27 protein-coding genes and 4 tRNA genes are annotated in these 20164 nt (G+C 64.8%); 21 read left to right on the forward strand and 10 right to left on the reverse strand.

Annotated elements, in window-relative coordinates:
- Window positions 1-172 precede the first annotated feature (172 nt).
- From BBJ41_RS06310 to BBJ41_RS06320, 3 genes are read left to right on the forward strand one after another with little or no spacing between them, the layout of a single operon-like run.
- Window positions 173-808, forward strand: a complete 636-nt coding sequence (locus BBJ41_RS06310; RefSeq protein ID WP_069745800.1) for an SCO family protein — start codon at window positions 173-175, stop codon at window positions 806-808.
- An 8-nt stretch (window positions 809-816) separates the two neighbouring features.
- The gene (locus BBJ41_RS06315; RefSeq protein ID WP_069745801.1) at window positions 817-1263 is read left to right on the forward strand and encodes a copper chaperone PCu(A)C; all 447 of its coding nucleotides are present in this window, start codon (window positions 817-819) and stop codon (window positions 1261-1263) included.
- Window positions 1264-1273: 10 nt separating this feature from the next.
- Window positions 1274-2143 carry a cytochrome c oxidase assembly protein gene (locus tag BBJ41_RS06320; protein ID WP_069745802.1) on the forward strand — a complete coding sequence of 290 codons (870 nt, stop codon included), beginning with the start codon at window positions 1274-1276 and terminating at the stop codon, window positions 2141-2143.
- A gap of 22 nt (window positions 2144-2165) precedes the next feature.
- On the opposite strand, the gene BBJ41_RS06325 is transcribed toward BBJ41_RS06320, so the two are convergent.
- Both BBJ41_RS06325 and BBJ41_RS06330 read right to left on the reverse strand, forming a co-directional pair.
- A complete protein-coding gene (locus BBJ41_RS06325; protein ID WP_069747608.1) occupies window positions 2166-2657 on the reverse strand; it encodes a GNAT family N-acetyltransferase in 492 nt (163 codons plus the stop codon).
- Between the two features lie 126 nt (window positions 2658-2783).
- Window positions 2784-3656 (reverse strand): pirin family protein, encoded by an 873-nt coding sequence (locus BBJ41_RS06330; protein ID WP_069745803.1) that lies wholly within the window; start codon window positions 3654-3656, stop codon window positions 2784-2786.
- Window positions 3657-3765: 109 nt separating this feature from the next.
- Here BBJ41_RS06330 and BBJ41_RS06335 point away from each other — a divergent pair, with 109 nt between their 5' ends.
- Window positions 3766-4683: a LysR family transcriptional regulator gene (locus tag BBJ41_RS06335; RefSeq protein WP_069745804.1), complete on the forward strand. Its 918-nt coding sequence runs from the start codon at window positions 3766-3768 to the stop codon at window positions 4681-4683.
- 101 nt (window positions 4684-4784) lie between these two features.
- The gene (locus BBJ41_RS06340) at window positions 4785-5288 is read left to right on the forward strand and encodes a GAF domain-containing protein (RefSeq protein ID WP_069745805.1); all 504 of its coding nucleotides are present in this window, start codon (window positions 4785-4787) and stop codon (window positions 5286-5288) included.
- A gap of 148 nt (window positions 5289-5436) precedes the next feature.
- Here the strand turns inward: BBJ41_RS06340 and map are convergent, their stop codons facing one another.
- Both map and BBJ41_RS06350 read right to left on the reverse strand, forming a co-directional pair.
- On the reverse strand, window positions 5437-6243 hold the full coding sequence (map, locus tag BBJ41_RS06345; protein ID WP_069745806.1) for a type I methionyl aminopeptidase: 807 nt from the start codon (window positions 6241-6243) through the stop codon (window positions 5437-5439).
- Window positions 6243-6482 (reverse strand): ParD-like family protein, encoded by a 240-nt coding sequence (locus BBJ41_RS06350; RefSeq protein WP_069745807.1) that lies wholly within the window; start codon window positions 6480-6482, stop codon window positions 6243-6245. The genes map and BBJ41_RS06350 overlap by 1 nt, the downstream gene beginning before the upstream one ends.
- 147 nt (window positions 6483-6629) lie before the next feature.
- Between BBJ41_RS06350 and BBJ41_RS06355 the strand changes: the two genes are divergently transcribed.
- The 13 genes from BBJ41_RS06355 to BBJ41_RS06395 all read left to right on the forward strand — a co-directional run bounded on the left by BBJ41_RS06355 (window position 6630) and on the right by BBJ41_RS06395 (window position 12887).
- Window positions 6630-7253, forward strand: a complete 624-nt coding sequence (locus BBJ41_RS06355) for a helix-turn-helix domain-containing protein (protein ID WP_069745808.1) — start codon at window positions 6630-6632, stop codon at window positions 7251-7253.
- A 46-nt stretch (window positions 7254-7299) separates the two neighbouring features.
- Entirely contained in the window at window positions 7300-7848 is a 549-nt protein-coding gene (locus tag BBJ41_RS06360; RefSeq protein ID WP_069745809.1) for a GNAT family N-acetyltransferase, read from the forward strand.
- A 435-nt stretch (window positions 7849-8283) separates the two neighbouring features.
- Window positions 8284-8487: a cold-shock protein gene (locus BBJ41_RS06365; protein WP_047902004.1), complete on the forward strand. Its 204-nt coding sequence runs from the start codon at window positions 8284-8286 to the stop codon at window positions 8485-8487.
- Window positions 8488-8738: 251 nt separating this feature from the next.
- On the forward strand, window positions 8739-8891 hold the full coding sequence (locus BBJ41_RS41100) for a hypothetical protein (RefSeq protein ID WP_163012823.1): 153 nt from the start codon (window positions 8739-8741) through the stop codon (window positions 8889-8891).
- Between the two features lie 151 nt (window positions 8892-9042).
- Window positions 9043-9309, forward strand: a complete 267-nt coding sequence (gene infA, locus BBJ41_RS06370; protein ID WP_069747609.1) for a translation initiation factor IF-1 — start codon at window positions 9043-9045, stop codon at window positions 9307-9309.
- Between the two features lie 299 nt (window positions 9310-9608).
- The gene (locus BBJ41_RS06375; protein WP_069747610.1) at window positions 9609-9893 is read left to right on the forward strand and encodes a hypothetical protein; all 285 of its coding nucleotides are present in this window, start codon (window positions 9609-9611) and stop codon (window positions 9891-9893) included.
- A 47-nt stretch (window positions 9894-9940) separates the two neighbouring features.
- Window positions 9941-10150: a hypothetical protein gene (locus BBJ41_RS06380; protein WP_069747611.1), complete on the forward strand. Its 210-nt coding sequence runs from the start codon at window positions 9941-9943 to the stop codon at window positions 10148-10150.
- Between the two features lie 33 nt (window positions 10151-10183).
- Entirely contained in the window at window positions 10184-10396 is a 213-nt protein-coding gene (gene rpsU / locus BBJ41_RS38625; protein ID WP_083281813.1) for a 30S ribosomal protein S21, read from the forward strand.
- Window positions 10397-10406: 10 nt separating this feature from the next.
- On the forward strand, window positions 10407-10613 hold the full coding sequence (locus BBJ41_RS06385; RefSeq protein WP_069745810.1) for a hypothetical protein: 207 nt from the start codon (window positions 10407-10409) through the stop codon (window positions 10611-10613).
- Window positions 10614-10659: 46 nt separating this feature from the next.
- Complete coding sequence (locus tag BBJ41_RS40240; RefSeq protein ID WP_156814749.1) at window positions 10660-11001, forward strand: hypothetical protein; 342 nt, start codon at window positions 10660-10662, stop codon at window positions 10999-11001.
- Window positions 11002-11914: 913 nt separating this feature from the next.
- Window positions 11915-12151, forward strand: coding sequence for a hypothetical protein (locus tag BBJ41_RS06390; protein ID WP_069745811.1), 237 nt, complete (start codon window positions 11915-11917; stop codon window positions 12149-12151).
- A 98-nt stretch (window positions 12152-12249) separates the two neighbouring features.
- Window positions 12250-12465 carry a hypothetical protein gene (locus tag BBJ41_RS38630; protein WP_083281814.1) on the forward strand — a complete coding sequence of 72 codons (216 nt, stop codon included), beginning with the start codon at window positions 12250-12252 and terminating at the stop codon, window positions 12463-12465.
- A gap of 137 nt (window positions 12466-12602) precedes the next feature.
- Complete coding sequence (locus tag BBJ41_RS06395) at window positions 12603-12887, forward strand: hypothetical protein (protein WP_069745812.1); 285 nt, start codon at window positions 12603-12605, stop codon at window positions 12885-12887.
- A gap of 157 nt (window positions 12888-13044) precedes the next feature.
- Here BBJ41_RS06395 and BBJ41_RS06400 read toward each other — a convergent pair.
- The 6 genes from BBJ41_RS06400 to uvrC form a co-directional block, all read right to left on the reverse strand.
- Window positions 13045-13118 (reverse strand) — tRNA-Cys (locus BBJ41_RS06400).
- Window positions 13119-13219: 101 nt separating this feature from the next.
- A tRNA-Gly gene (locus tag BBJ41_RS06405) sits at window positions 13220-13295 on the reverse strand.
- Between the two features lie 50 nt (window positions 13296-13345).
- Window positions 13346-13421 (reverse strand) — tRNA-Gly (locus tag BBJ41_RS06410).
- A gap of 52 nt (window positions 13422-13473) precedes the next feature.
- Window positions 13474-13549, reverse strand: a tRNA-Gly gene (locus tag BBJ41_RS06415).
- Window positions 13550-13688: 139 nt separating this feature from the next.
- Window positions 13689-14276 (reverse strand): CDP-diacylglycerol--glycerol-3-phosphate 3-phosphatidyltransferase, encoded by a 588-nt coding sequence (gene pgsA, locus BBJ41_RS06420; RefSeq protein WP_006482193.1) that lies wholly within the window; start codon window positions 14274-14276, stop codon window positions 13689-13691.
- 99 nt (window positions 14277-14375) lie between these two features.
- The gene (gene uvrC / locus BBJ41_RS06425; protein WP_069745813.1) at window positions 14376-16409 is read right to left on the reverse strand and encodes an excinuclease ABC subunit UvrC; all 2034 of its coding nucleotides are present in this window, start codon (window positions 16407-16409) and stop codon (window positions 14376-14378) included.
- 76 nt (window positions 16410-16485) lie between these two features.
- Here uvrC and earP point away from each other — a divergent pair, with 76 nt between their 5' ends.
- The 3 genes from earP (at window position 16486) to BBJ41_RS06440 (ending at window position 20017) form a co-directional block, all read left to right on the forward strand.
- On the forward strand, window positions 16486-17679 hold the full coding sequence (gene earP, locus BBJ41_RS06430) for an elongation factor P maturation arginine rhamnosyltransferase EarP (RefSeq protein WP_069745814.1): 1194 nt from the start codon (window positions 16486-16488) through the stop codon (window positions 17677-17679).
- Between the two features lie 126 nt (window positions 17680-17805).
- Window positions 17806-18363, forward strand: coding sequence for an elongation factor P (gene efp / locus BBJ41_RS06435; RefSeq protein ID WP_047900193.1), 558 nt, complete (start codon window positions 17806-17808; stop codon window positions 18361-18363).
- A gap of 268 nt (window positions 18364-18631) precedes the next feature.
- Window positions 18632-20017: a sigma-54-dependent transcriptional regulator gene (locus BBJ41_RS06440; protein ID WP_069745815.1), complete on the forward strand. Its 1386-nt coding sequence runs from the start codon at window positions 18632-18634 to the stop codon at window positions 20015-20017.
- Window positions 20018-20164 lie beyond the last annotated feature (147 nt).

A 20164-nucleotide genomic window follows, 5' to 3' on the forward strand; every position in this document is an offset into this window, starting at 1 on the left:
CGCCAGCCTCGCGCCGACGGCTGCGTCAACTGCGACATATTGCCCCGCTCGTCCGCGCCGTACGGGTTTCGAAAGGACGCGGGCGCGCGAATTGCGCTACAGTCGCAACCGCCTGCCGCGCGACGCATGGCGCCGCGCCGGCCGGTCCCCTTCCGTCCGATCGAGCCCCAGGATGTCGTCTGCCCGTCGCGCGCCGCACCGGCGCTTCTCCCGCATCATCCGCACGACTGCGGCCCTCGCCGCCGCCGTGACGCTCGCCGCGTGCACGCACGACGAGCCGCGCTGGAACCTGACCAACGTCACCGGCCACCTGCCCGACCTGTCGTTCACGCTGACGGGCGGCGACGGCCATCCCGTCCACGCCGATGCATTCCGCGGCCAGGTCGCACTCGTGTACTTCGGCTACACGCACTGCCCAGATGTCTGCCCCGAAACAATGGCGCGGCTGATGGAAGTACTCACGAAACTCGGCCCGCAGGCGAACGGCGTGCGCATCCTGTTCGTTTCGGTCGATCCGGCACGCGACACGCCGCAGGCGATGCAGTCGTATGTCGCCGCGTTCGACGCCGCGCACGCGCGCGGGCTGACCGGCACCGACGGCCAGATCGAATCGCTCGCGAAACGCTATCGCGTCGCGTACCAGATGGAAAAACGCGATCCGTCCGGCGGCTACGAAGTCACGCACAGCTCGGCCGTCTACATCTTCGACGCGACCGGCCGCGCGCGCCTGCTCGCGACCGACCGCGACTCGCCCGACGCCATCGCCGCCGATGTGCGCCGGATCATCGACACCGCCTCCAACACCTGAATCCCGACATGAAGACGACCCTCAAGACGATCGCCCTCCTCGCCGCGCTGTGCGCAGGCGCCCACGCCTACGCCTACGCCGCCGGCGCGATCACCGCGCAGAACGCGTGGGTGCGCTGGCTGCCGAACAAGCTGCCCGCGGGCGGCTACGTGACGCTCGTGAACACGGGCGACAAGCCGGTCGACCTCGTCGACGTCGACAGCCCCGACTACGGGATGGCGATGCTGCACCAGACCGTCTCGAACGGCTCGACGCAGAAGATGGAAATGGTCGACAAGCTGACGATCCCCGCGCGCGGCAAGGTCGACATCGCGCCGGGCGGTTACCACTTCATGCTCGAGGAGCCGAAGCACGCGATCAAGCCCGGCGACACCGTGCACCTGCGCCTGAAATTCTCCGACGGCGAAACGGTCGATGCGCCGTTCGCCGTGAAGTCGCCGGCCCAGGCAAAGTGATGCGCGCGCGATGAACCTCCTGTACTGGCTCGATCCGTGGGAACCGTCGCCGACCGTCGTCGTCGCGGTGCTGACGGCCGCCGTGCTGTTCGCGCGCGGCGTGAAGAAGGCGAAGGTGTCGCCGCTGCGGCAGTTCTCGTTCTGGTTCGGGCTGACGACGCTGTACATCGCGCTGCATACGCGGCTCGACTATTTCTTCGAGCACGAGTTCTTCATGCACCGCGCGCAGCACCTCGTGCTGCACCACCTCGGGCCGTTCTTCATCGCGCTGTCCTATCCGGGCGCGGCGATTCGCGCCGGCATCCCGTTCAGCTGGCGGCAACGCTTCGTGCGCCCCGCGCTCGCGTGGGCGCCCGTGCGCGCGACGCTCGACGTGGTGTTCCATCCGGTCGTCGCGGTCGTGCTGTTCGTCGGGCTGATCTATTTCTGGCTGCTGTCGCCGATCCACTTCATCGCGATGCTCGACTGGCGCCTCTATCGCGTGATGAACTGGAGCATGGTGATCGACGGACTGCTGTTCTGGTGGCTCGTCGTCGATCCGCGTCCCGCGCCGCCCGCGCGGCTGTCGCCGGGCCGGCGGATCCTGATCGTCGTTGCGGCGATCCCGCCGCAGATCGCGCTCGGCGCGCTGATCTTCTTCACGCCGCACGAGCTGTACCCGATCTACTCGATCTGCGGCCGCGCGTTCACGTGGCTGAGCCCGCTGCGCGACCAGCAGATCGGCGGCCTGCTGCTGTGGATTCCCGGCTCGATGATGAGCGTGATCGGCGCGCTGATCGCGCTGCGGCACTGGCTGCGGCTGTCAGCACGCGGGCGCCTGATCGACGAACGCGCCGCGAAGCATGCGGACAAGCCGGCGGTGGCGCACGCCGCGCACTGACTGCCGCGCGGCGCGTGACGCATCACGCGCGCGCGCTGCTCATCCACACGTGCGGGATGCCGTCCTCGTCGTGCACGTCCGAACTCGGCGTAAAGCCGAATGCCCCGTAAAAACGCTGCAAGTGGGCCTGCGCATGCAGGCTCACGGGCGTATCCGGCCACTGCGCGCGGATGTGCTCGAGCGCGCGCGACAACAGCCCGTTGCCGAGGCCCGCACCGCGAAACGCGGCGGTCGTCAGCACGCGGCCGATGCGCACATCGGTGTTCTGCGCATCGGGCAGCAGCACGCGCAGATAGCCGGCCAGCCGGCCGGCCGGATCGAACGCGGCCAGATGCCATGCGTCCTGGTCGGCATCGTCGATGTCGCGATACACGCAGTTCTGCTCGACGACGAACACGGCGCTGCGCGCTTCGAGGATCGAATAGATTTCGCGCGCGGTCAGCGCGTCGAAGGATTTCCAGCGCCAGTCGAGATCGGCGGCGCTCGGGGATGCGGCGGGAGCGGAAGCGTTCATGTGCGGTCCTGATTCGGGCGCGCCGGCCGGCGCGCGGCAGTCGTCGATTATGCCCTGAAGCACCCGCTGCGCGCGACCACCTCCCCGACCGCAAAAAAAGGCCCCGCATTGCGCGGGGCCTGTCCGTCATGCCGGCATCTGGCCGAAGCGGCCGCTGTTGAAATCCTCGATCGCGGTGCGGATCTCCGCTTGCGAGTTCATCACGAACGGCCCGTAACCGACGACGGGCTCGTCGATCGGCTCGCCGCTCAGGATCAGCAGCTTCGCGTCGCCGTTGGCTTCGATCTCGACGTCGCGACCGTCACGGGCCAGTTGCACGAACTGCGCCTCGCGAGCAACCGTCTCGCCGTTCACCTGCACGGTGCCGGCGAGCACGACCACCGCGAGCGTGCGCCCTTCGGCGATCGGGAACCGCGCATGGCCGCCTGCCACGAGCCGCACGTCCCACACGTCGATCGGCGTATGTGTGCGGGCCGGGCCGCGCCGCCCGTCGAGTTCGCCCGCGATGATCCGCGCACGCCCCGCGCCGTCCGGCAATTCGACCACGGGGATATCCGCGTTCAGCAGCGTCTGGTAGCCGGGCGCGCCCATCTTGTCCGCGGCGGGCAGGTTCACCCACAACTGCACCATCTCGAGCGGGCCGCCCCGCTGCGTGAACGCCTCCGAGTGGAATTCCTCATGCAGAATCCCGCTCGCCGCCGTCATCCACTGCACGTCGCCCGGGCCGATCGTGCCGCCCGCGCCGGTCGAGTCGCGGTGAGCCACTTCACCGTCATAGACGATCGTCACCGTTTCGAACCCGCGGTGCGGATGCTGGCCGACACCGCGCGGCGCCGAGGCCGTGCCCGGTTCGAACGTCGCGGGGCCTGCGTAATCGAGCAGCAGGAACGGGCTCAGGTGCGTGCCGTGAGACTGGTAGCTGAACATCGAACGCACCGGAAAACCGTCGCCGACCCAATGGCCGCGCGGCGCACTGTACACACCCTGGATCTTCTTCATTGCCCTCTCCAAATTGCGGCGAAACACGTGTTTCGCATCCTGGATATGAATATAGAGGTGGAACGATCGATCCGGTAGACTGCCAAAATCGCACTCAGCGTTCCATTTCATGAACGATAAAGAGCGGGATCTGAACGATCTCTATTACTTCGTGCAGGTCGTCGAACACGGCGGCTTCGCGCCGGCCGGACGGGCGCTGGACATGCCGAAATCGAAGCTGAGCCGCCGCATCGCGCTGCTCGAGGCACGGCTCGGGATGCGGCTGATCCAGCGCTCGACGCGCCGCTTCACGGTCACCGACGTCGGCCAGACCTATTACGCGCATTGTCGCGCGATGCTCGTCGAAGCGGACGCCGCCGACGAGGCGATCGCACTGCTGCACGAGGAGCCGCGCGGCATCGTACGCGTCAGTTGCCCGGTCGTCCTGCTCGATTCGCTGGTCGGCACGATGATCGCCGCGTTCATGGCCGAGTGCCCACGCGTCGAAATCCACCTGGAAGCGACCAACCGGCGCGTCGACGTGGTCGGTGAAGGGATCGACGTCGCAATCCGCGTGCGCCCGCCGCCGCTCGAGGACAGCGATCTCGCGCTGCGCGTGCTGGCCGAGCGCGGCCAGTGCCTCGTCGCGAGCCCCGCGCTGCTGCGCGAGCATGGCGTGCCGGCCGTGCCCGCCGATCTCGCCCGGCTGCCGAGCCTCGATCACGGCGTGCCGCAGTCCACGCACGTGTGGCGGCTGCGCGGGCCCGACGGTGCCCACGCGGAAATCCATCACCAGCCGCGCCTCGTGACGGGCGGCATGCTCGCGCTGCGCGCGGCGGCGATCGCAGGCGTCGGCGTCGTGCAGTTGCCGACGATGATGGTGCGCGATGAAGTCACGCGCGGCGAACTGGTGACCGTGCTGCCCGACTGGGCGCCGCGCCGCGAGATCGTGCACGCGGTGTTCGCATCGCGCCGGGGGCTGCTGCCCGCGGTGCGGGCGCTGCTCGATTTTCTGGCGGCTCGGTTTGCCGCGCTCGAACCCGATTGAGCGCACCGCACCGCACGCACCGGGCTCTGCAAACAGCGCGCGCGTGCCGTAGACTGCGGGACGCGCGTCGCGCATTTCCACAACCCCTATCGCTTTCCGCCATGTTCACGCTGTCCAACGACCCCAATGCCTCCAAGGCCGATCAATACGCGACGCTCGTCGAGCAGGCCCGCGCGCTCGTCGAATCCGAACGCGACCTGATCGCGAACGCGGCGAATTTCTCCGCGCTCGTCTACCACTCGCTCGACCGCCTCAACTGGGCCGGCTTCTACTTCTTCGACGGGTCGGAGCTCGTGGTCGGTCCGTTCCAGGGCAAGCCCGCGTGTGTGCGGATCGCACTCGGCAAGGGCGTGTGCGGCACGGCCGCGCAGACGCGCGAGACGCAGGTCGTGCGTGACGTGCACGACTTCCCCGGCCATATCGCGTGCGACGCGGCATCGGAATCAGAAATCGTCGTACCGCTGGTGGCCAGCGACGGCACGCTGATCGGCGTGTGGGACGTCGACAGCCCGGTTGCCGCGCGCTTCGACGACGAAGACCGCAAAGGCATGGAAGCACTGTGCCGCGTGTTCGTCGAACACGCGTGGCAGAAGGCACGCGGTTAAGCTGCGGTAACGCTGCGATCAGGCGCCCCGCAGCCGGTCGCCGCGATCGCGCATGAGTCGCGGCCGCGCGACCTCGAACAAAACGGGCCCCGCGACGGGGCCCGATCGACTACACCACCGCGCTGCCACGCGCAACGCAACGCAAGAGTCAGGCAGCGTACGTGCCCGGCTGCGCCGAGAGAGCCGGCGGGTTCGCATCGTCGGTCAGAACCTCGAAACCCGTTTCCGTCACCACGACCATGTGTTCCCATTGGGCAGACAGCGAATGGTCCTTCGTGACGACCGTCCAGCCGTCCGGCAGCACATGTGTGTCGCGCTTGCCCGCGTTGAGCATCGGCTCGATCGTGAAGATCATCCCCGGCCGCAGCGGCACGCCGGTGCCCGGGCGGCCGTAGTGAAGCACCTGCGGCTCGTCGTGATAGACGTCGCCGATGCCGTGCCCGCAGTATTCGCGCACCACGCTGAACCCTTCGCGATGCGCGACCTGCTGGATCGCATAACCGACGTCGCCCAGCGTCGCGCCCGGACGCACCGCGCGAATGCCGGCGTGCATCGCCTCATAGGTCGCCGCGACGAGGCGCCGCGCGAGCTCGCCCGGTTCGCCGACGAAATACATGCGGCTCGTATCGCCGTACCAGCCGTCCTTGATCACCGCGATGTCGAGGTTCACGATGTCGCCGTCGCGCATCGGCCGCGACGACGGGATGCCGTGACAGACCACATGATTGACCGACGCGCACAAGGTCTTCGGATAGCCGTGGTAGCCGATGTTCGCCGGTATCGCGCCGAGTTCGTCGACGATGTATTCGCGGCAGCGCGCGTCCAGCTCGTCGGTCGAGACGCCCGGCTTCACATGCTCGGCGATCATCGTCAGCACCTGCGACGCGAGCTTCGCGGCCTCGCGCGACTTGGCGATTTCCGCAACGCCGCGGATCGGGATTTCGCGCTTCGCCATTACGCCACCTGCTCGACGATGCCGTGCGCGACCGGTTCGGCCGGCCCCACATCGCCGCCCCGCGCTTCCGCCTCGATCAGCATCCGGCAGATGTCGCCGTAGGACAGCGCGGGGTTGAGTTCCGCCAGCATGCCGACGCGCAGCCAGTGTTCGGCCTGCGCATTGATCGAACGGCTCAACGCCGTGCTGGTCGAGCGCAGCCGCTCGTGCATGTGCTCGGAAATCTTGATGATGCCCATATATCCCCAATTAAACGAAACGTAGTCGATTCGTATATTACGCCGCACACGACTGCCGGGCAAGCCGTTCCGATCGGTCGAACTGTCGACCGATCGCCGCAAATGCCGTTGACATCGAATTCCGGTTTGTTGGAAAATAAATCCATCATGAAAGAATCAGTGACGCCCCTCACCGACGACACCGGCATCAACGAGCGCATCGCCCGACGCGTGCGCGACTTGCGCACCCTGCGAGGCTACACGCTCGATGCGCTGGCCGCTCGCTCCGGCGTCAGCCGTTCGATGATCTCGCTCATCGAGCGCGCATCGGCCAGCCCGACGGCCGTCGTGCTCGACAAGCTCGCGGCAGGTCTTGGCGTATCGCTGGCCGGGTTGTTCGACGGCGATCGCGACGACGAGCCCGCGCAGCCGCTGGTACGGCGCGCGCAGCAGGCCGAATGGCGCGACCCGGCGTCCGGCTATGTGCGGCGCAATCTCTCTCCGCCCGGCTGGCCGTCGCCGCTCCGGCTCGTCGAAGTCGATTTCCCGTCCGGCGCGCGCGTTGCATACGACAGCGGCGGACGCGAAAGCGCACTGCATCAGCAGGTGTGGATCGTCAGCGGCCGTGTCGACGTCACACTCGGCGGCGAGCTTCACGAACTTCGTGAAGGCGACTGTCTGGCCATGCGGCTCGATCAACCGCTGATCTTCAGCAATCCGTCGTCGCAGCCCGCACGCTATGTCGTCGTGATCTGCGATGCGTCCGCCGCAGCCGGCGTGCGGAGCACGTGATGCGCACCCGGTGTGCGCGAATCGTTCAAAGACAACAGGAGTCCGTATGAATTTCCCGAAACAGCGCGACGACGTGCGCCTGATCGATTGCAGCGAGGCCGATCATGCAGCGGCCATCCTCGAGATTCTGAACGACGCGATCGTGAACTCGACCGCGCTGTACGACTACCGGCCGCGGCCGCCTGAAGCAATGGTCACGTGGTTCGCGACGAAGCGCGCGGGCGGCTTTCCGGTCGTCGGCGCGGTGGACGCATCGGGCACGCTGCTCGGCTTCGCGAGCTGGGGCACGTTCCGCGCGTTCCCGGCATTCAAGTACACGGTGGAACACAGTGTCTACGTGCATCCCGACCATCGCGGCCGCGGGCTCGGCGAATTGCTGCTGCGCGAACTGGTCCGGCGTGCGCGGGAAGCCGGCGTACACGTGCTGGTCGGCTGCATCGATGCGACCAACGGCGGAAGCGTCGCGCTGCATACGCGGCTCGGGTTCGTGCATTCGGGCACGATCACGGAGGCAGGATTCAAGTTCGGCCGCTGGCTCGATGCGGCGTTTTATCAGCTGACACTCGAGACACCGGCACATCCCGTGGATGGTTGATCGCAAACACTCGTTGCGCATGCAACATTGTGTGCGTGCGTCGCGCGTGCGATGCGGAAAATGAAAAATCCCCGCCATGGCGGGGATTTTTCATAGGGGCGCGAGCCTGCGCCACCTCACGATTGCATCAGCCAGCGCCATCGACGGATGCAGGGCCTCCCGCGCGCGCTGAAAGCGCTTCCACGCACCCTGGCGAGGTTCAATCTGATCGAGGATCGTTGAAGATCGAACGACGGCCACCTGCTCTGCCCCTCGGCCGAAAGCGCTTGACACCCTCCCTGGCGAAGCGTACTGTCGGTCGCTGAAGTATTCAAGAAGCGCGATTGCTGCTCATCATCGACCGCGGCCTGCGGTATTCGTTGTCCTCTCCCTCCTTGATTCTTTTCCCGCACCCATTCAGGGCGCATACGCTCGTCCATTCTCAGGAGATCTAACATGGATACCGGTACCGTCAAGTGGTTCAACGATAGCAAGGGCTTCGGCTTCATTACGCCCGACGCCGGCGGCGACGATCTGTTCGCGCATTTCTCGGAAATCCGCGGCGATGGCTTCAAGACCCTCGCCGAAGGCCAGAAAGTCAGCTACGAGACGAAGAGCGGGCCCAAAGGCCTGCAAGCGTCGAACATCACGGCCCTGTAGTCCCCAAAGGCCGTCAGCACCACTCAAGAAGCGGCATGTCACTGCCGCTTCCTGCGCACACGCGCCTCCTTCGCGGAGGCTGCACGTCTCGATGCATGCTCGACCGAGTGATCCGTTTCGCATCCGGACGTCGAACATACGCGTGTGCAGATGCCCCGATACCCTTCGCAGCGCGCGTATCCAGCCGCGCGTGCGTGATCGGGCGAGCCCTGCTCGCCGGGTCGCGCAAGCGGCGCAGCAGGAGAACCCGCATGACCCGAAGCCAACCTCGCGGTAACAAAGTGCCGCCGCGCGCCAAGTCTGCGATGGCGCTGCCCAAGCTCGGCACCGCATTGAACTGGGTGCCGCCCAAGGCTCCCGCTGCCGCGAAAGCGCGTCCGAAGAAGCGCCTGCTTGCTCCGTAAAACGAATCGAGCCATCCGCTGCGTTACATGGCAGCGGCCACTGCTGTCGTGCAACGTGACTTCGACATGTCGCATCGAAGCGAGTCGCGGTCGGCCGCAACAACGGCCTTGCCTTCGAATGCAGGCAATCGCCCTGACTGGAGAAATCGGCTTGGCAAAAGAAGAACTACTGGAACTGGACGGTGTCGTCGAAGAAGTCCTTCCGGACAGCAGGTATCGCGTGACACTGGAAAACGGCGCGATGGTCTCCGCATACGCATCGGGGCGCATGCGCCGCCACCGGATCAGGATCCTCGCAGGTGATCGGGTACGGCTGGAGTTGTCGGTCTACGATCTGACCAAGGGCCGCATCAATTTCCGCCACAAGGACGAACGGGCACCGGCCCCCTCACCAAGAAAGCAATTCGTGCGACGCTAGGTGGATCGCGGTCGCCTCGACGGCCAGGGCGACAGTCCCAGCGTGCCTGTCGCGCCTTGATGCGTTGCCGCGCGCAATCCGGAATAAGTTGGGCGGCCGACAAACGATGCGCGTATGATGGGTTATCCGAGCGGTCACCTGTCATCTGCCCGCTCCCCTCCATCTGCCCTCTTGCTGCATCGCCCCTCCCCTGCGCTGCAACGTTGTCCCCTTCACCCACCGGCACGCCCAGCAACGGCGATACCGGCCGGATGTGTTCGCCCATGCAATTCGCCGTGGCCGAACGCCAGGAGTTTGCCATGAGCATGCACGTCTATCGTGGATTCGAGATTTATCCACTGATTTATCCACACACGCCGGCACCGAACGGCTGCCCGCACAACTACGACGCCGGTTTCGACGCAGCGGTCAAGATCTGCCTTCGCGGCACGACCGACACGCTGACGCAAAGCCAGACTTTCAGATTGCGCGGCAACTCCCCATTTGGCAGCGCCGGTGACGCACGTCGCGCTTCGCTGCGTTATGCCGAGGACATCATCGACGACAATCGCGGCAAACAGGGCTTCTTTTCCAACGCGCTCTGACGCGACTCGTCAAGGCAACGCAATCTGTCGGTATTTTGGAGGACAAAATGATCATCGACGAACTACTCGGCTTGATCAGACGCCGTGAGGTCACCCGGACCGACGCCGTCCTGCCCGCCGGAATGACCGACTCGGCACTGTGCCATCAGCAAGAGCTGCAGATGTTCGTGGCGGTACGCGCGCTATCGATCGGGGCCGGATATTCGGAATTCGAGTCCGACGAGATAGCGAGCGCCGTCATGACACGACTCGGCTAATTTTCCGTTCAAACGCTCCCAAACAGGATCTACATGACAACCGTCACACTCAAGGTCAACGAACCGATCGATGTCGCGCTGCGACGATTCCGGCGCAGCATCGAGAAAACCGGGCTGATTCGAGAGTTGCGCGCCCGCACCGGCTACGAAAAACCTACGACGGAACGCAAACGGAAAAAGGCCAGCGCCGTCGCCCGGCAACGTCTCCGCGCAAAACGCATGTTGCCGCCCCGCAAAATGTACTAGGGAGCACATCGTGTACAACATGCCGGACGAAGCACCTCCGTTTTTCCCGCTGACGAAATGTGAAGTCGATTTCGATCAGCAGAAAAACATGGTGACGTTGCTGCCGAGCTTCTATGCGTTCGGATGCGAGTACACCAGCCGCGGTTTCCTCATCGAACGAGACGATGCGTTCAAACTGATTGCCGCGATAGAGAAAGCGCTCAGCATCCAGGGTTGAGCCGACGCCAACACACTCGTGAGCCTCGACAACCAGAAGATGGACTATGCGCGTCCCGACCAAGTACGTAGATTTGCTCTATTTTCTCGTTGTCCTGCAACTCGTCACCCAAAGGCAGACTCATGAGTGGCTGTCGCCCCTTCAGCTCGTCGAATCGCTGCAAGGGTGGCTCATCGTCCATCGCGCGAAATGCGAGTGGCGCGATCGTGTCTGGATAGGCCACGCGTCGCTTCAGATAGCAAAATCAGTCCGTCCGGTCGATAACGCTTCGTTTCCGGAACCGCTCCGGAGTGCGGCGAAAGAAGCGACGCCGCCTCCACGCGACACGCTCGCGAATCGATTGAGTCTGCGGATGAAGTGCATCCGCTACCTTCGGGAACATGTCTGACCGTGGCCGCACTGGCACGAGCGGCATGCATCCGGGCAACAGGCGTAATCCATGTCATCACCTGAAGGTCGATGCCTTGTCTGAGAGGCTTCGGTCAGTGAGCTACGCCAAAATCCCGGATTGAATCGCGCATCGGAACGTTGTGCACGTTTGCGGGCCGGCTTCAATCCGCGACGCTCGAGCGAGCGGCACGCCGCAATGACGACAGCCCTCCTCTCGCTGGCGTCGGAAGGCAATCCGGAAGGCAATCGGACCAGGCCGCCTGACGGGATCGAATCTGACGACAGTCGCGATCCCCTTCGATTCCGCGCAAACACGCCAAGCGCCGGAATCGAACCCGCACCCGTTGAGCAGATCCCATTCGCACTGTTTGCACGGGTAGCCGCAAAGCGACCTACCAGACGTCTCATGCGGGCCTTCTGACGTAGCCATCCGGATCGCGAAACGACGCGTCGCGACGGCAAGAAATAACATCGGCACGCAAGGGTGGATGCGCGTATGATGAATTCGTCCGAGCGCATGTTAGCGGTTCGACTGTTCGCCCCGCCCTCCGTCCCCTCTCTCGCACGCGCCGCCGCCCCTTTTCACCTGCCCCACCACGCCATGCATCGGCGATACGGGAAGGATGCACTCACCCTTGCGATTCGTCGCCGCGAGTGCGAGGAGTTCATCATGAGCATTCGTCTCCGCCGCGGATTCGTCATGTATCCGCCAGCCTGCCTCGCATGCCAGCGACGAAGCACGCCCGCACGACGACGACACCTGCCCCGACATCGTTGCCAGGGTTTGCCTGCAGGGGACTGACAAAACCGCTGCTCGAGATTGACCAATCCGCTGAATTTTTGACCTGGATCAATTGTTCTATCAGCATAGCGAACCAAAAAATTCGAACCGTAACCGGAAGGCGGCGCGCATGAGCTGGTACTGCGATGTAGAGCGCGAATTGACCCATATCAGTGGCGCAATTGGGCTGCTCGAGCAAACACAAAACGCTTTCATCAATCAATCGCCGGTGAACGATCCGGCATATTGGCGAGCCAAGCTCGACAAACTCCGCACCCGATTCACGCGAGACAAGGTGCTCGAGCGCAAGATGAGCGAGCTGTTCGCCCGCCTTGATCGAATCCAGGATCAGAACGGCCGCAGATAGAAAGCCGCCCGGATCAGGGTATGCGTCAACACCTGGCGCTTTCTCGCGCTGCTACCGTGACAGCCCCGATCGCGGCAACCGAAGGTAGGGAGAACAAAATGCGCTTCAATTCAACGCGGTTCCGAATCGATCCAACACCACGCAGGGCCGATGGAGAGTACATCGCGCATGTGAGAATCACCACGACCCTTCTGGACGGAGGCGAACGGGAAATACACTCCAGCGGCGATCTGGCCGGTTTCGACGCGCGTGACGATGCAGTTGCGTACGCAACAAAGTGGGCAGAAGGATGGCTGACCGCCCAGTTTGGTTGAAGACGAACACGATCAACGCACGCACGGAAAGCACTCGACCAGCCGTCCTTTTCGCCCACATTGGAAACGCTGCTCAGCGGGCTGCGTCGACACGGGCAAGATCTGCCAACGCCAGCCCAGAAAATGCAGCGCCGCCCATGAAAATCGAACAAGACGCCATACCCCACTATCTTGTCCTGCGCGGCAACTGGCCGCCCTATGTGCTGAATGCAGAGCGTACGGTTATCCGGCGCGAAGCAAGCCTTTTGTTGCGTGCTTTTGCACGGGCTCGCGGGAAGCTGTCGAATATCGATGGCACCGAATGGAACCTCTTTTCCGACGCCGAAGGACTATCAGTGATCGAGCGCCGGGAAGCACGGTTCTATGCACTGGTGGAAGGGACCGAGACCGAGCATCAGCTGCGGTTGCTGACGATCCTCTGAAGCTGGAATTCAGGGCGGGCCTCACCCTCGTTCATCGACGCGCCCCGATTCGAGCAAGCGTCATTCGGGTGTGGCAAGTGACCGCTTTCTTGCATGGATGAAAGCGCCGCAGAAAAAAGAAAAGCCCTGACGAATCAGGGCTTTTTCTCTTCTTACTTGGAGGCGCGAGCCGGAGTCGAACCGGCCTAAACGGCTTTGCAGGCCGCTGCATAACCGCTTTGCTATCGCGCCAAAAGCGGACTGTCGGGATGCCGTGAAGGCAAGCGACAGATCTTTATTCGAGGACCGTAAGTCCATCAAATAAAAAGGGAAGCGTGGCTTCCCCAATTACATGGAGCGGGAGACGAGTCTCGAACTCGCGACCTCAACCTTGGCAAGGTTGCGCTCTACCAACTGAGCTACTCCCGCATTGTCCTGCATGTGCAGCGTCTTGCCGTACAACACGCTGCCAGAAAATCTGGAGCGGGAGACGAGTCTCGAACTCGCGACCTCAACCTTGGCAAGGTTGCGCTCTACCAACTGAGCTACTCCCGCATTTGTCCTGCCTGTGCAGCGCTTTGCCGTACAACACGCTGCCAGAAAAATCTGGAGCGGGAGACGAGTCTCGAACTCGCGACCTCAACCTTGGCAAGGTTGCGCTCTACCAACTGAGCTACTCCCGCATGTTGCGCTACTGCTTCCCCGTCGCACTTACTTCGCCGTGCAGCGGAGAAGCGAGATTATGTCGAAGGCACATTCGTGTGTCAAGGGCTTTTCCAGCCCTTTTTCCAAAAACCTGCGCCGTCGAACGCGGAACGCAGGTCACGCGCCGCCGCGCTCGCGGATCTGCGGCCACGCGAGCTTCATGTAGTACAGCATCGACCAGATCGTCAGCACCGCCGCGAGGTACATCAGCCACTCGCCCCACACGCGTGTGTCGATCGTCACGATGCCGAGCGGCAGCGGCCCGTAGAACAGCAGCATCGGGATCGCGACCATCTGGCACGCGGTCTTGAACTTGCCGAGCTGGTTCACCGCGACGCTCTTCGACGCGCCGATCTGCGCCATCCACTCGCGCAGCGCCGAGATCGCGATCTCGCGGCCGACGATCACGAGCGCGATCGCCGCGTCGACCCGCGAAATCTGCACGAGGATCAACAGCGCGGCCGTCACCATCAGCTTGTCCGCCACCGGATCGAGAAAGGCGCCGAACGACGACGTCTGGTTCCACTTGCGCGCGAGAAACCCGTCGAACCAGTCGGTCAGCGCGGCGAGGATGAAGATCGCCGCCGCCGCGAGATTGCGGTGCGCGCCGCCCATCACCGTGTCCGGCAGATAGAACACGCCGACGACGAGCGGAATCAGCACGATCCGCACCCACGTCAGGAAAATCGGGAAATTGAACGGCATGGCATCCGGGGCAGTAAAGGATTCGCAATTGTGCCGTGTCGACCGGCCTGCCACAAGAACGCGAAAAACGCGGGCAAGGCAGCCGGCCGCACGGGCGCGTCAGTGAAGCTGCTTGTAGATCTGTTCGGCGAGCGCGTGCGAGATGCCCTCGACGCTCGCAAGTTCCTCGACGCTCGCGGCAACGACGCCGCGCAACCCGCCGAAGCGCGCGAGCAGCCGCTGCCGGCGCTTCGCGCCGACACCCTCGAGCTCCTCGAGCCGCGACGTCTGGCGCGCCTTCGCCCGCTTCGCGCGCATTCCGGTGATCGCGAAGCGGTGCGCCTCGTCGCGGATCTGCGCGACGAGCATCAGCGCGGCGCTTTCCTTGCCGAGTTCGAGCGGCGTGCGGCCGTCCGCGAACACGAGCGTCTCGAGGCCGACCTTGCGCCCCTCGCCTTTCGCGACGCCCACCAGCATCGACGTGTCGAGGCCGAGCTCCGTGAACACCTGGCGCGCGATTTCGACCTGACCCTTGCCGCCGTCGATCAGCACGATGTTCGGCAGCAGGCTCGACGCCTCGGCCTGGCGCGTCGACTCGCCGTCGATGCCGGCCGCGTCGTCGGCGGCGGCCGCCTGCGCAGCCTGCTCGACCATCTTCTCGTAGCGGCGCGTGAGCACCTGCCGCATCGCCGCGTAATCGTCGCCGGGCGTGATGCCGGTGATGTTGTAGCGGCGGTACTCGCCCGACTGCATCTTGTGATGGTGATAGACGACGCACGACGCCTGCGTCGCCTCGCCCATCGTATGGCTGATGTCGAAGCATTCGATCCGCAGCGTCGCGAGATCGTCGCATTCGTAGCTGAGCGTCTCCGCGAGCGCGCGCGTGCGCGCCTGCTGCGAGCCCTGCTCGGACAGCAGCCGCGCAAGCGCGATCTGCGCGTTCTGTTCGGCCATCGACAGCCAGGCGCGCCGCTGCCCCTGCGGCTGCCGCACCAGCGACACCTTGTGGCCGGCCTGCTCGGACAGCAGCTCGAGCAGGTCGCGGCTCGCGGGCGCATGGCTCACGACGAGCACGGGCGGCACACGGTTGCCGAGATAGTGCTGCGCGATGAACGCGTCGAGCACCTCGGCCTCGATCGACGCCGCCGCGCCGCCGCGCGTGCCGACGACTTCCTCCGCAGGCTGGTCGGGCAACACGACGGCGGTTGCATCGCCGGCTTCTGCCGCCTCGGCCTCGTCGCCGATGCCGCCTTCGGCGAGCGTCAGCGCGCTTTCGACGTGCGTCGGGAAATACGCCTTGTCGCCAAGATGCCGGCCGCCGCGCACCATCGCGAGGTTCACGCACACGCGCCCGCCCTGCGCGACGACGGCCAGGATATCGACGTCGCTGTCGCCACCGACCTCGATCGCCTGCTGGTGCAGCACCGTCGCGAGCGAGCTCATCTGGTTGCGCACGGCCGCCGCCTGCTCGAATTTCAGTTCCGCCGCGAACGCGTGCATCTTCTGCTCGAGCTCATTCATCACTTCGGACTGCCGGCCGAGCAGGAAGCGCGCGGCGTTCGACACGTCGATCGCGTAGTCGTCCGTGGAAATCGCGCCGACGCACGGCGCCGTGCAGCGCCCGATCTGATGCAGCAGGCACGGCCGCGTGCGGTTGTTGAAGACCGAATCCTCGCAGGTGCGCAACTGGAATACGCGCTGCAGGATCTGGATGCTCTCGCGCACGGCCCACGCGCTCGGGAACGGCCCGAAATACTGGTTCTGCTTGTCGACCGAGCCGCGGTAGTAGGCCATCCGCGGAAAGCGGTGCGCGGTGAGCTTCAGGTACGGATACGACTTGTCGTCGCGAAACAGGATGTTGTAGCGCGGCGTGAGCGCCTTGATCAGGTTGTTCTCGAGCAGCAGCGCCTCGGCCTCCGAGCGCGTGACGGTCGTCTCGATGCGCGCGATGCGCGTGACCATCATCGCGATGCGCGGCGACAGCTGCGTCTTCGTGAAATAGCTCGACACGCGCTTCTTCAGGTCGCGCGCCTTGCCCACGTAGAGAACTGCACCCACCGTGTCGTAATAGCGATAGACGCCCGGCATGTGCGACAACTGCGCAAGGATCTTCTTCGGTTCAAACGGGGTATCGGAGGCTTCTGGGGATGTCATGCGTGATCCGGGCGCCTTGTAACGCGGAACGGGTCTATTAGAATCGCCAGTTTAGAGCATTCACCGTCCCGCTTCGATGCCACGCACCACCGCCGCCCCCCTTCCCGCCACACCGCTCGCGCCGGGCGAGCCGATCGCCTGCGACCTGTTCTGCACGGTCATCGACAATTTCGGCGACATCGGCGTGTGCTGGCGCGTCGCGCGCCAGCTCGCACACGAGCACGGCTGGCAGGTTCGCCTGTTCGTCGACGACCTGAGCACGTTCGCGCGCCTGCTGCCCGGGGTCGATCCCGACGCGGAGCGGCAGACGGTCGACGCGATCGTGATCGAGCACTGGCATGCGCAAGCCGGCGACGCGCTGGACATCGCCGATGTCGTGATCGAGGCGTTCGCCTGCGAGCTGCCCGGCGCGTATCTCGCGGCGATGGCGCGCCGCGCGCGCCGCCCGGTGTGGATCAACCTCGAATACCTGAGCGCCGAGGACTGGGTCGCCGATTTCCATTTGCGGCCGTCGCCGCATCCGCGCTACCCGCTGCTGAAGACGTTCTTCTTCCCCGGCCTGTCTGCCGGCACGGGCGGCGTGCTGAAGGAGCACGACCTCGACGCGCGCCGCACGGCCTTCGAAACCGACCCAGCGGCGCGCGCCGCATGGTGGCAGCGCGCGACCGGCGGCGCACCGCCGGCGCCCGGCACGACGGTCGTCAGCCTGTTCGCGTACGAGAATCCGGCTGTCGACGCGCTGCTCGCGCAGTGGCGCGACGGCCCGTCGCCGGTCGTCGCGCTCGTGCCGGCCGGCCGTGTGTCGCCCGCCGTTGCGCGCTTTTTCGGGGTCGAGTCGTTCGCCGCGGGCGCGCAGGCACGCAGCGGCAACCTGGTCGCGCACGGTCTCGCGTTCGTTCCGCAAGCCGACTACGATCCGCTGCTATGGGTTGCCGACGTCAACTTCGTGCGCGGCGAGGATTCGTTCGTCCGCGCGCAGTGGGCGCGCAAGCCGTTCGTGTGGCACATCTACCCGCAGTCCGACGACGTGCATTTGCCGAAGCTCGACGCCGCGCTCGCCCATCTGTCGGCCGGCCTCGCCGAAGCCCCGCGGGCCGCGCTCGAGCGTTTCTGGCATGCGTGGAACGGCGTCGGCACGCCCGACTGGGCCGATTTCTGGCAGCACCGCGCCGCACTGGACGCCAATGCGGCACGCTGGGCCGACGCGCTCGCGTCCGTCGGCGATCTCGCCGGAAAGCTGGCCGAATACGCAAAATCTCAGTTAAAATAAGCGGTTATCCGACGGCTGACCAGGCAAGCGCTCGCTTTTGGCGTCCACCGGAACGCGCCGCTTGCGCCGTCAGCCGTTGCGCAACGCTCAGGCACCTATTTATTTGATTTGATCAGGACAGTTTTTATGAAGACCGCACAGGAACTCCGCGTAGGCAACGTCGTGCAGATCGGCAGCGATGCTTGGGTCATCGCCAAGGCGGAATACAACAAGTCGGGCCGCAATTCCGCCGTCGTCAAGATGAAGATGAAGAACCTGCTGACCAACGCAGGCCAGGAATCGGTCTACAAGGCAGACGACAAATTCGACGTCGTCGTGCTCGACCGCAAGGAAGTGACGTATTCGTACTTCGCCGATCCGATGTACGTGTTCATGGACGCCGACTACAACCAGTACGAAGTCGAAGCCGAAATGATGGGCGAAGCGCTGAACTACCTCGAAGACGGCATGGCGTGCGAAGTCGTGTTCTACAACGAGAAGGCAATCTCGGTCGACCTGCCGACGGTCCTCGTTCGCGAGATCACCTACACGGAACCGGCCGTCAAGGGCGACACGTCGTCGGGCAAGGTGCTGAAGAACGCCAAGCTCGCAACGGGCTTCGAACTGCAAGTTCCGCTGTTCTGCAACACCGGCGACAAGATCGAAATCGATACGCGCACGAACGAATACCGCAGCCGCGCGTAATCGTCAGCGATTCCCGCATCGAACAAAGCGCCCTTCGGGGCGCTTTTTGTTTGTCTGGCGCCAACAGCGGCAGTCAGCCAGCGCTAGAAGAAGCACAAAATCCACCGGTAAAGATATTCAATTTGTATCATCGGTAACTGTTTTATAGCGCGGGAGAAATAATGCTCGTTACGCGTTCGGTGGGGCATAAAATCAGTTTTTAATCTGACATGCGGCTGCGGCCCTGATGGCCGACAGCCCGCCTCTCTTGACTCGACTCGCGTCCACCATGCCACACGCCCTGATTGTCGAAGACGATCCCAACAGTCTCTCCGGCCTCACCGCGCTGCTCGCCGCAGACGGCTTCTCGGTCGACACGGCCACTTCGCTCGCGGAAGCGCGCACGGCGCTCGGCCGCTCGATTCCCGATGTCGTCCTCGTCGACCTGAACCTGCCGGACGGCAGCGGGTTCGACCTGCTTCAGCACCTGCCGCAGCAACAGCCGAATGGCTCGTTGCCCGTCATCGTGCTGACGGGCAACGCGACGGTCGAAAGCGCGATCGAGGGCCTGCGTCACGGTATCTGGGACTACCTGCTGAAGCCGATCAACATTCCGCGCCTGCGCAGCCTGCTCGCCCGGATCCCCCGCCCGTACGAACTGATCGACGAGGTGCAGTCGCTGCGCGCGTCGCTGCGCCATCTCGGCCGCTTCGGCGCGCTGGTCGGCCGCAGCGAAGCAATGCAGCACGTGTACGACATGATCGAGCACAACGCACGCACCGAAACGGCCGTGCTGTTCTCGGGCGAAGCCGGTACCGGCAAGAAGCTGGCCGCGCGCACGCTGCACGACCTGAGCCGGCGCCGCAAGGGGCCGTTCGTGTCGTTCGACTGCCGCACGATCGCGCATGCCGGCCGGCATGGCGCATCGCTCGACAGCGTGCTGTTCGGCCACGAACGCGGCGCGTTCGACGGCGCCGAGCGGCGCGAATCGGGCCTGTTCGAGCAGGCCGGCGGCGGTACGCTGTTCCTCGACGAGATCACCGCGCTGCCGCTCGTGCTGCAGGAAGCGTTGCTGCATGCGCTCGATTCGCAGAACTTCATGCGGATCGGCGGCACGAGTTCGATCACGAGCGATTTCCGGCTGATCGCGACCACGCGCCGTCCGGCGCGCGAAGCGGTCGCGAACGGCACGCTGCGCGAGGATCTGTGGCTGCGCCTCGATGCGGCGTCGATCACGATGCCGCCGCTGCGCGAGCGTGACGGCGACGCACTCGCGATCGCCGACGCGCTGATCGACGAACTGAACCGCGACGCGCGCGCGACCGGCCGCGGCACGACCGACAAGCGCACGGCACCGGGCTTCGTGCGCGAATGCCTGTCCTACGAATGGCCCGGCAACGTGCGCGAGCTGCAGGAACGCGTGCGCTTCGCATACGACGCATCGGGCGATTTCATCGAAACGCTGCGCGCGGGCGAGCCGAGCTTCTCCTCCGGCGCCGCGCTGAACGGCAGCAGCGTGCAGATCAAGGTCGGCACGCCGCTGTCCGACGTCGAGGATCTGCTGATCCGCGCAACGCTCGATGCGGTCGGCGGCACGCGCCACCGCGCGGCGACACTGCTCGGCATCAGCCCGAAGACGCTGTACAACAAGCTGCAGCGGATGAAGGTGAACTGAGCGGCCGGCAATGTCTCAGGGCGCTGGTCGGATTTGACCGTTAGTTGCGCTAAAACACGCCGGGCCGGTGCGTTTGATTCACACTACCGGCTGATCCGCGTCTGCCGCAACCCATGAAAAAAGCCGCACAACCGTGCGGCTTTTTGT

Origin of the sequence: Burkholderia stabilis (genome assembly GCF_001742165.1) — a bacterium.
GTDB lineage: Bacteria > Pseudomonadota > Gammaproteobacteria > Burkholderiales > Burkholderiaceae > Burkholderia > Burkholderia stabilis.

Bases quoted from the DNA above. Each gene is read 5' to 3' on its own strand.
- BBJ41_RS06310 (WP_069745800.1), top strand. From the start codon at position 173: ATGTCGTCTGCCCGTCGCGCGCCGCACCGGCGCTTCTCCCGCATCATC.
- BBJ41_RS06315 (WP_069745801.1), top strand. From the start codon at position 817: ATGAAGACGACCCTCAAGACGATCGCCCTCCTCGCCGCGCTGTGCGCA.
- BBJ41_RS06320 (WP_069745802.1), top strand. From the start codon at position 1,274: ATGAACCTCCTGTACTGGCTCGATCCGTGGGAACCGTCGCCGACCGTC.
- BBJ41_RS06325 (WP_069747608.1), bottom strand. From the start codon at position 2,657: ATGAACGCTTCCGCTCCCGCCGCATCCCCGAGCGCCGCCGATCTCGAC.
- BBJ41_RS06330 (WP_069745803.1), bottom strand. From the start codon at position 3,656: ATGAAGAAGATCCAGGGTGTGTACAGTGCGCCGCGCGGCCATTGGGTC.
- BBJ41_RS06335 (WP_069745804.1), top strand. From the start codon at position 3,766: ATGAACGATAAAGAGCGGGATCTGAACGATCTCTATTACTTCGTGCAG.
- BBJ41_RS06340 (WP_069745805.1), top strand. From the start codon at position 4,785: ATGTTCACGCTGTCCAACGACCCCAATGCCTCCAAGGCCGATCAATAC.
- map (WP_069745806.1), bottom strand. From the start codon at position 6,243: ATGGCGAAGCGCGAAATCCCGATCCGCGGCGTTGCGGAAATCGCCAAG.
- BBJ41_RS06350 (WP_069745807.1), bottom strand. From the start codon at position 6,482: ATGGGCATCATCAAGATTTCCGAGCACATGCACGAGCGGCTGCGCTCG.
- BBJ41_RS06355 (WP_069745808.1), top strand. From the start codon at position 6,630: ATGAAAGAATCAGTGACGCCCCTCACCGACGACACCGGCATCAACGAG.
- BBJ41_RS06360 (WP_069745809.1), top strand. From the start codon at position 7,300: ATGAATTTCCCGAAACAGCGCGACGACGTGCGCCTGATCGATTGCAGC.
- BBJ41_RS06365 (WP_047902004.1), top strand. From the start codon at position 8,284: ATGGATACCGGTACCGTCAAGTGGTTCAACGATAGCAAGGGCTTCGGC.
- BBJ41_RS41100 (WP_163012823.1), top strand. From the start codon at position 8,739: ATGACCCGAAGCCAACCTCGCGGTAACAAAGTGCCGCCGCGCGCCAAG.
- BBJ41_RS06375 (WP_069747610.1), top strand. From the start codon at position 9,609: ATGAGCATGCACGTCTATCGTGGATTCGAGATTTATCCACTGATTTAT.
- BBJ41_RS06380 (WP_069747611.1), top strand. From the start codon at position 9,941: ATGATCATCGACGAACTACTCGGCTTGATCAGACGCCGTGAGGTCACC.
- rpsU (WP_083281813.1), top strand. From the start codon at position 10,184: ATGACAACCGTCACACTCAAGGTCAACGAACCGATCGATGTCGCGCTG.
- BBJ41_RS40240 (WP_156814749.1), top strand. From the start codon at position 10,660: ATGCGCGTCCCGACCAAGTACGTAGATTTGCTCTATTTTCTCGTTGTC.
- BBJ41_RS06390 (WP_069745811.1), top strand. From the start codon at position 11,915: ATGAGCTGGTACTGCGATGTAGAGCGCGAATTGACCCATATCAGTGGC.
- BBJ41_RS38630 (WP_083281814.1), top strand. From the start codon at position 12,250: ATGCGCTTCAATTCAACGCGGTTCCGAATCGATCCAACACCACGCAGG.
- BBJ41_RS06395 (WP_069745812.1), top strand. From the start codon at position 12,603: ATGAAAATCGAACAAGACGCCATACCCCACTATCTTGTCCTGCGCGGC.
- pgsA (WP_006482193.1), bottom strand. From the start codon at position 14,276: ATGCCGTTCAATTTCCCGATTTTCCTGACGTGGGTGCGGATCGTGCTG.
- uvrC (WP_069745813.1), bottom strand. From the start codon at position 16,409: ATGACATCCCCAGAAGCCTCCGATACCCCGTTTGAACCGAAGAAGATC.
- earP (WP_069745814.1), top strand. From the start codon at position 16,486: ATGCCACGCACCACCGCCGCCCCCCTTCCCGCCACACCGCTCGCGCCG.
- efp (WP_047900193.1), top strand. From the start codon at position 17,806: ATGAAGACCGCACAGGAACTCCGCGTAGGCAACGTCGTGCAGATCGGC.
- BBJ41_RS06440 (WP_069745815.1), top strand. From the start codon at position 18,632: ATGCCACACGCCCTGATTGTCGAAGACGATCCCAACAGTCTCTCCGGC.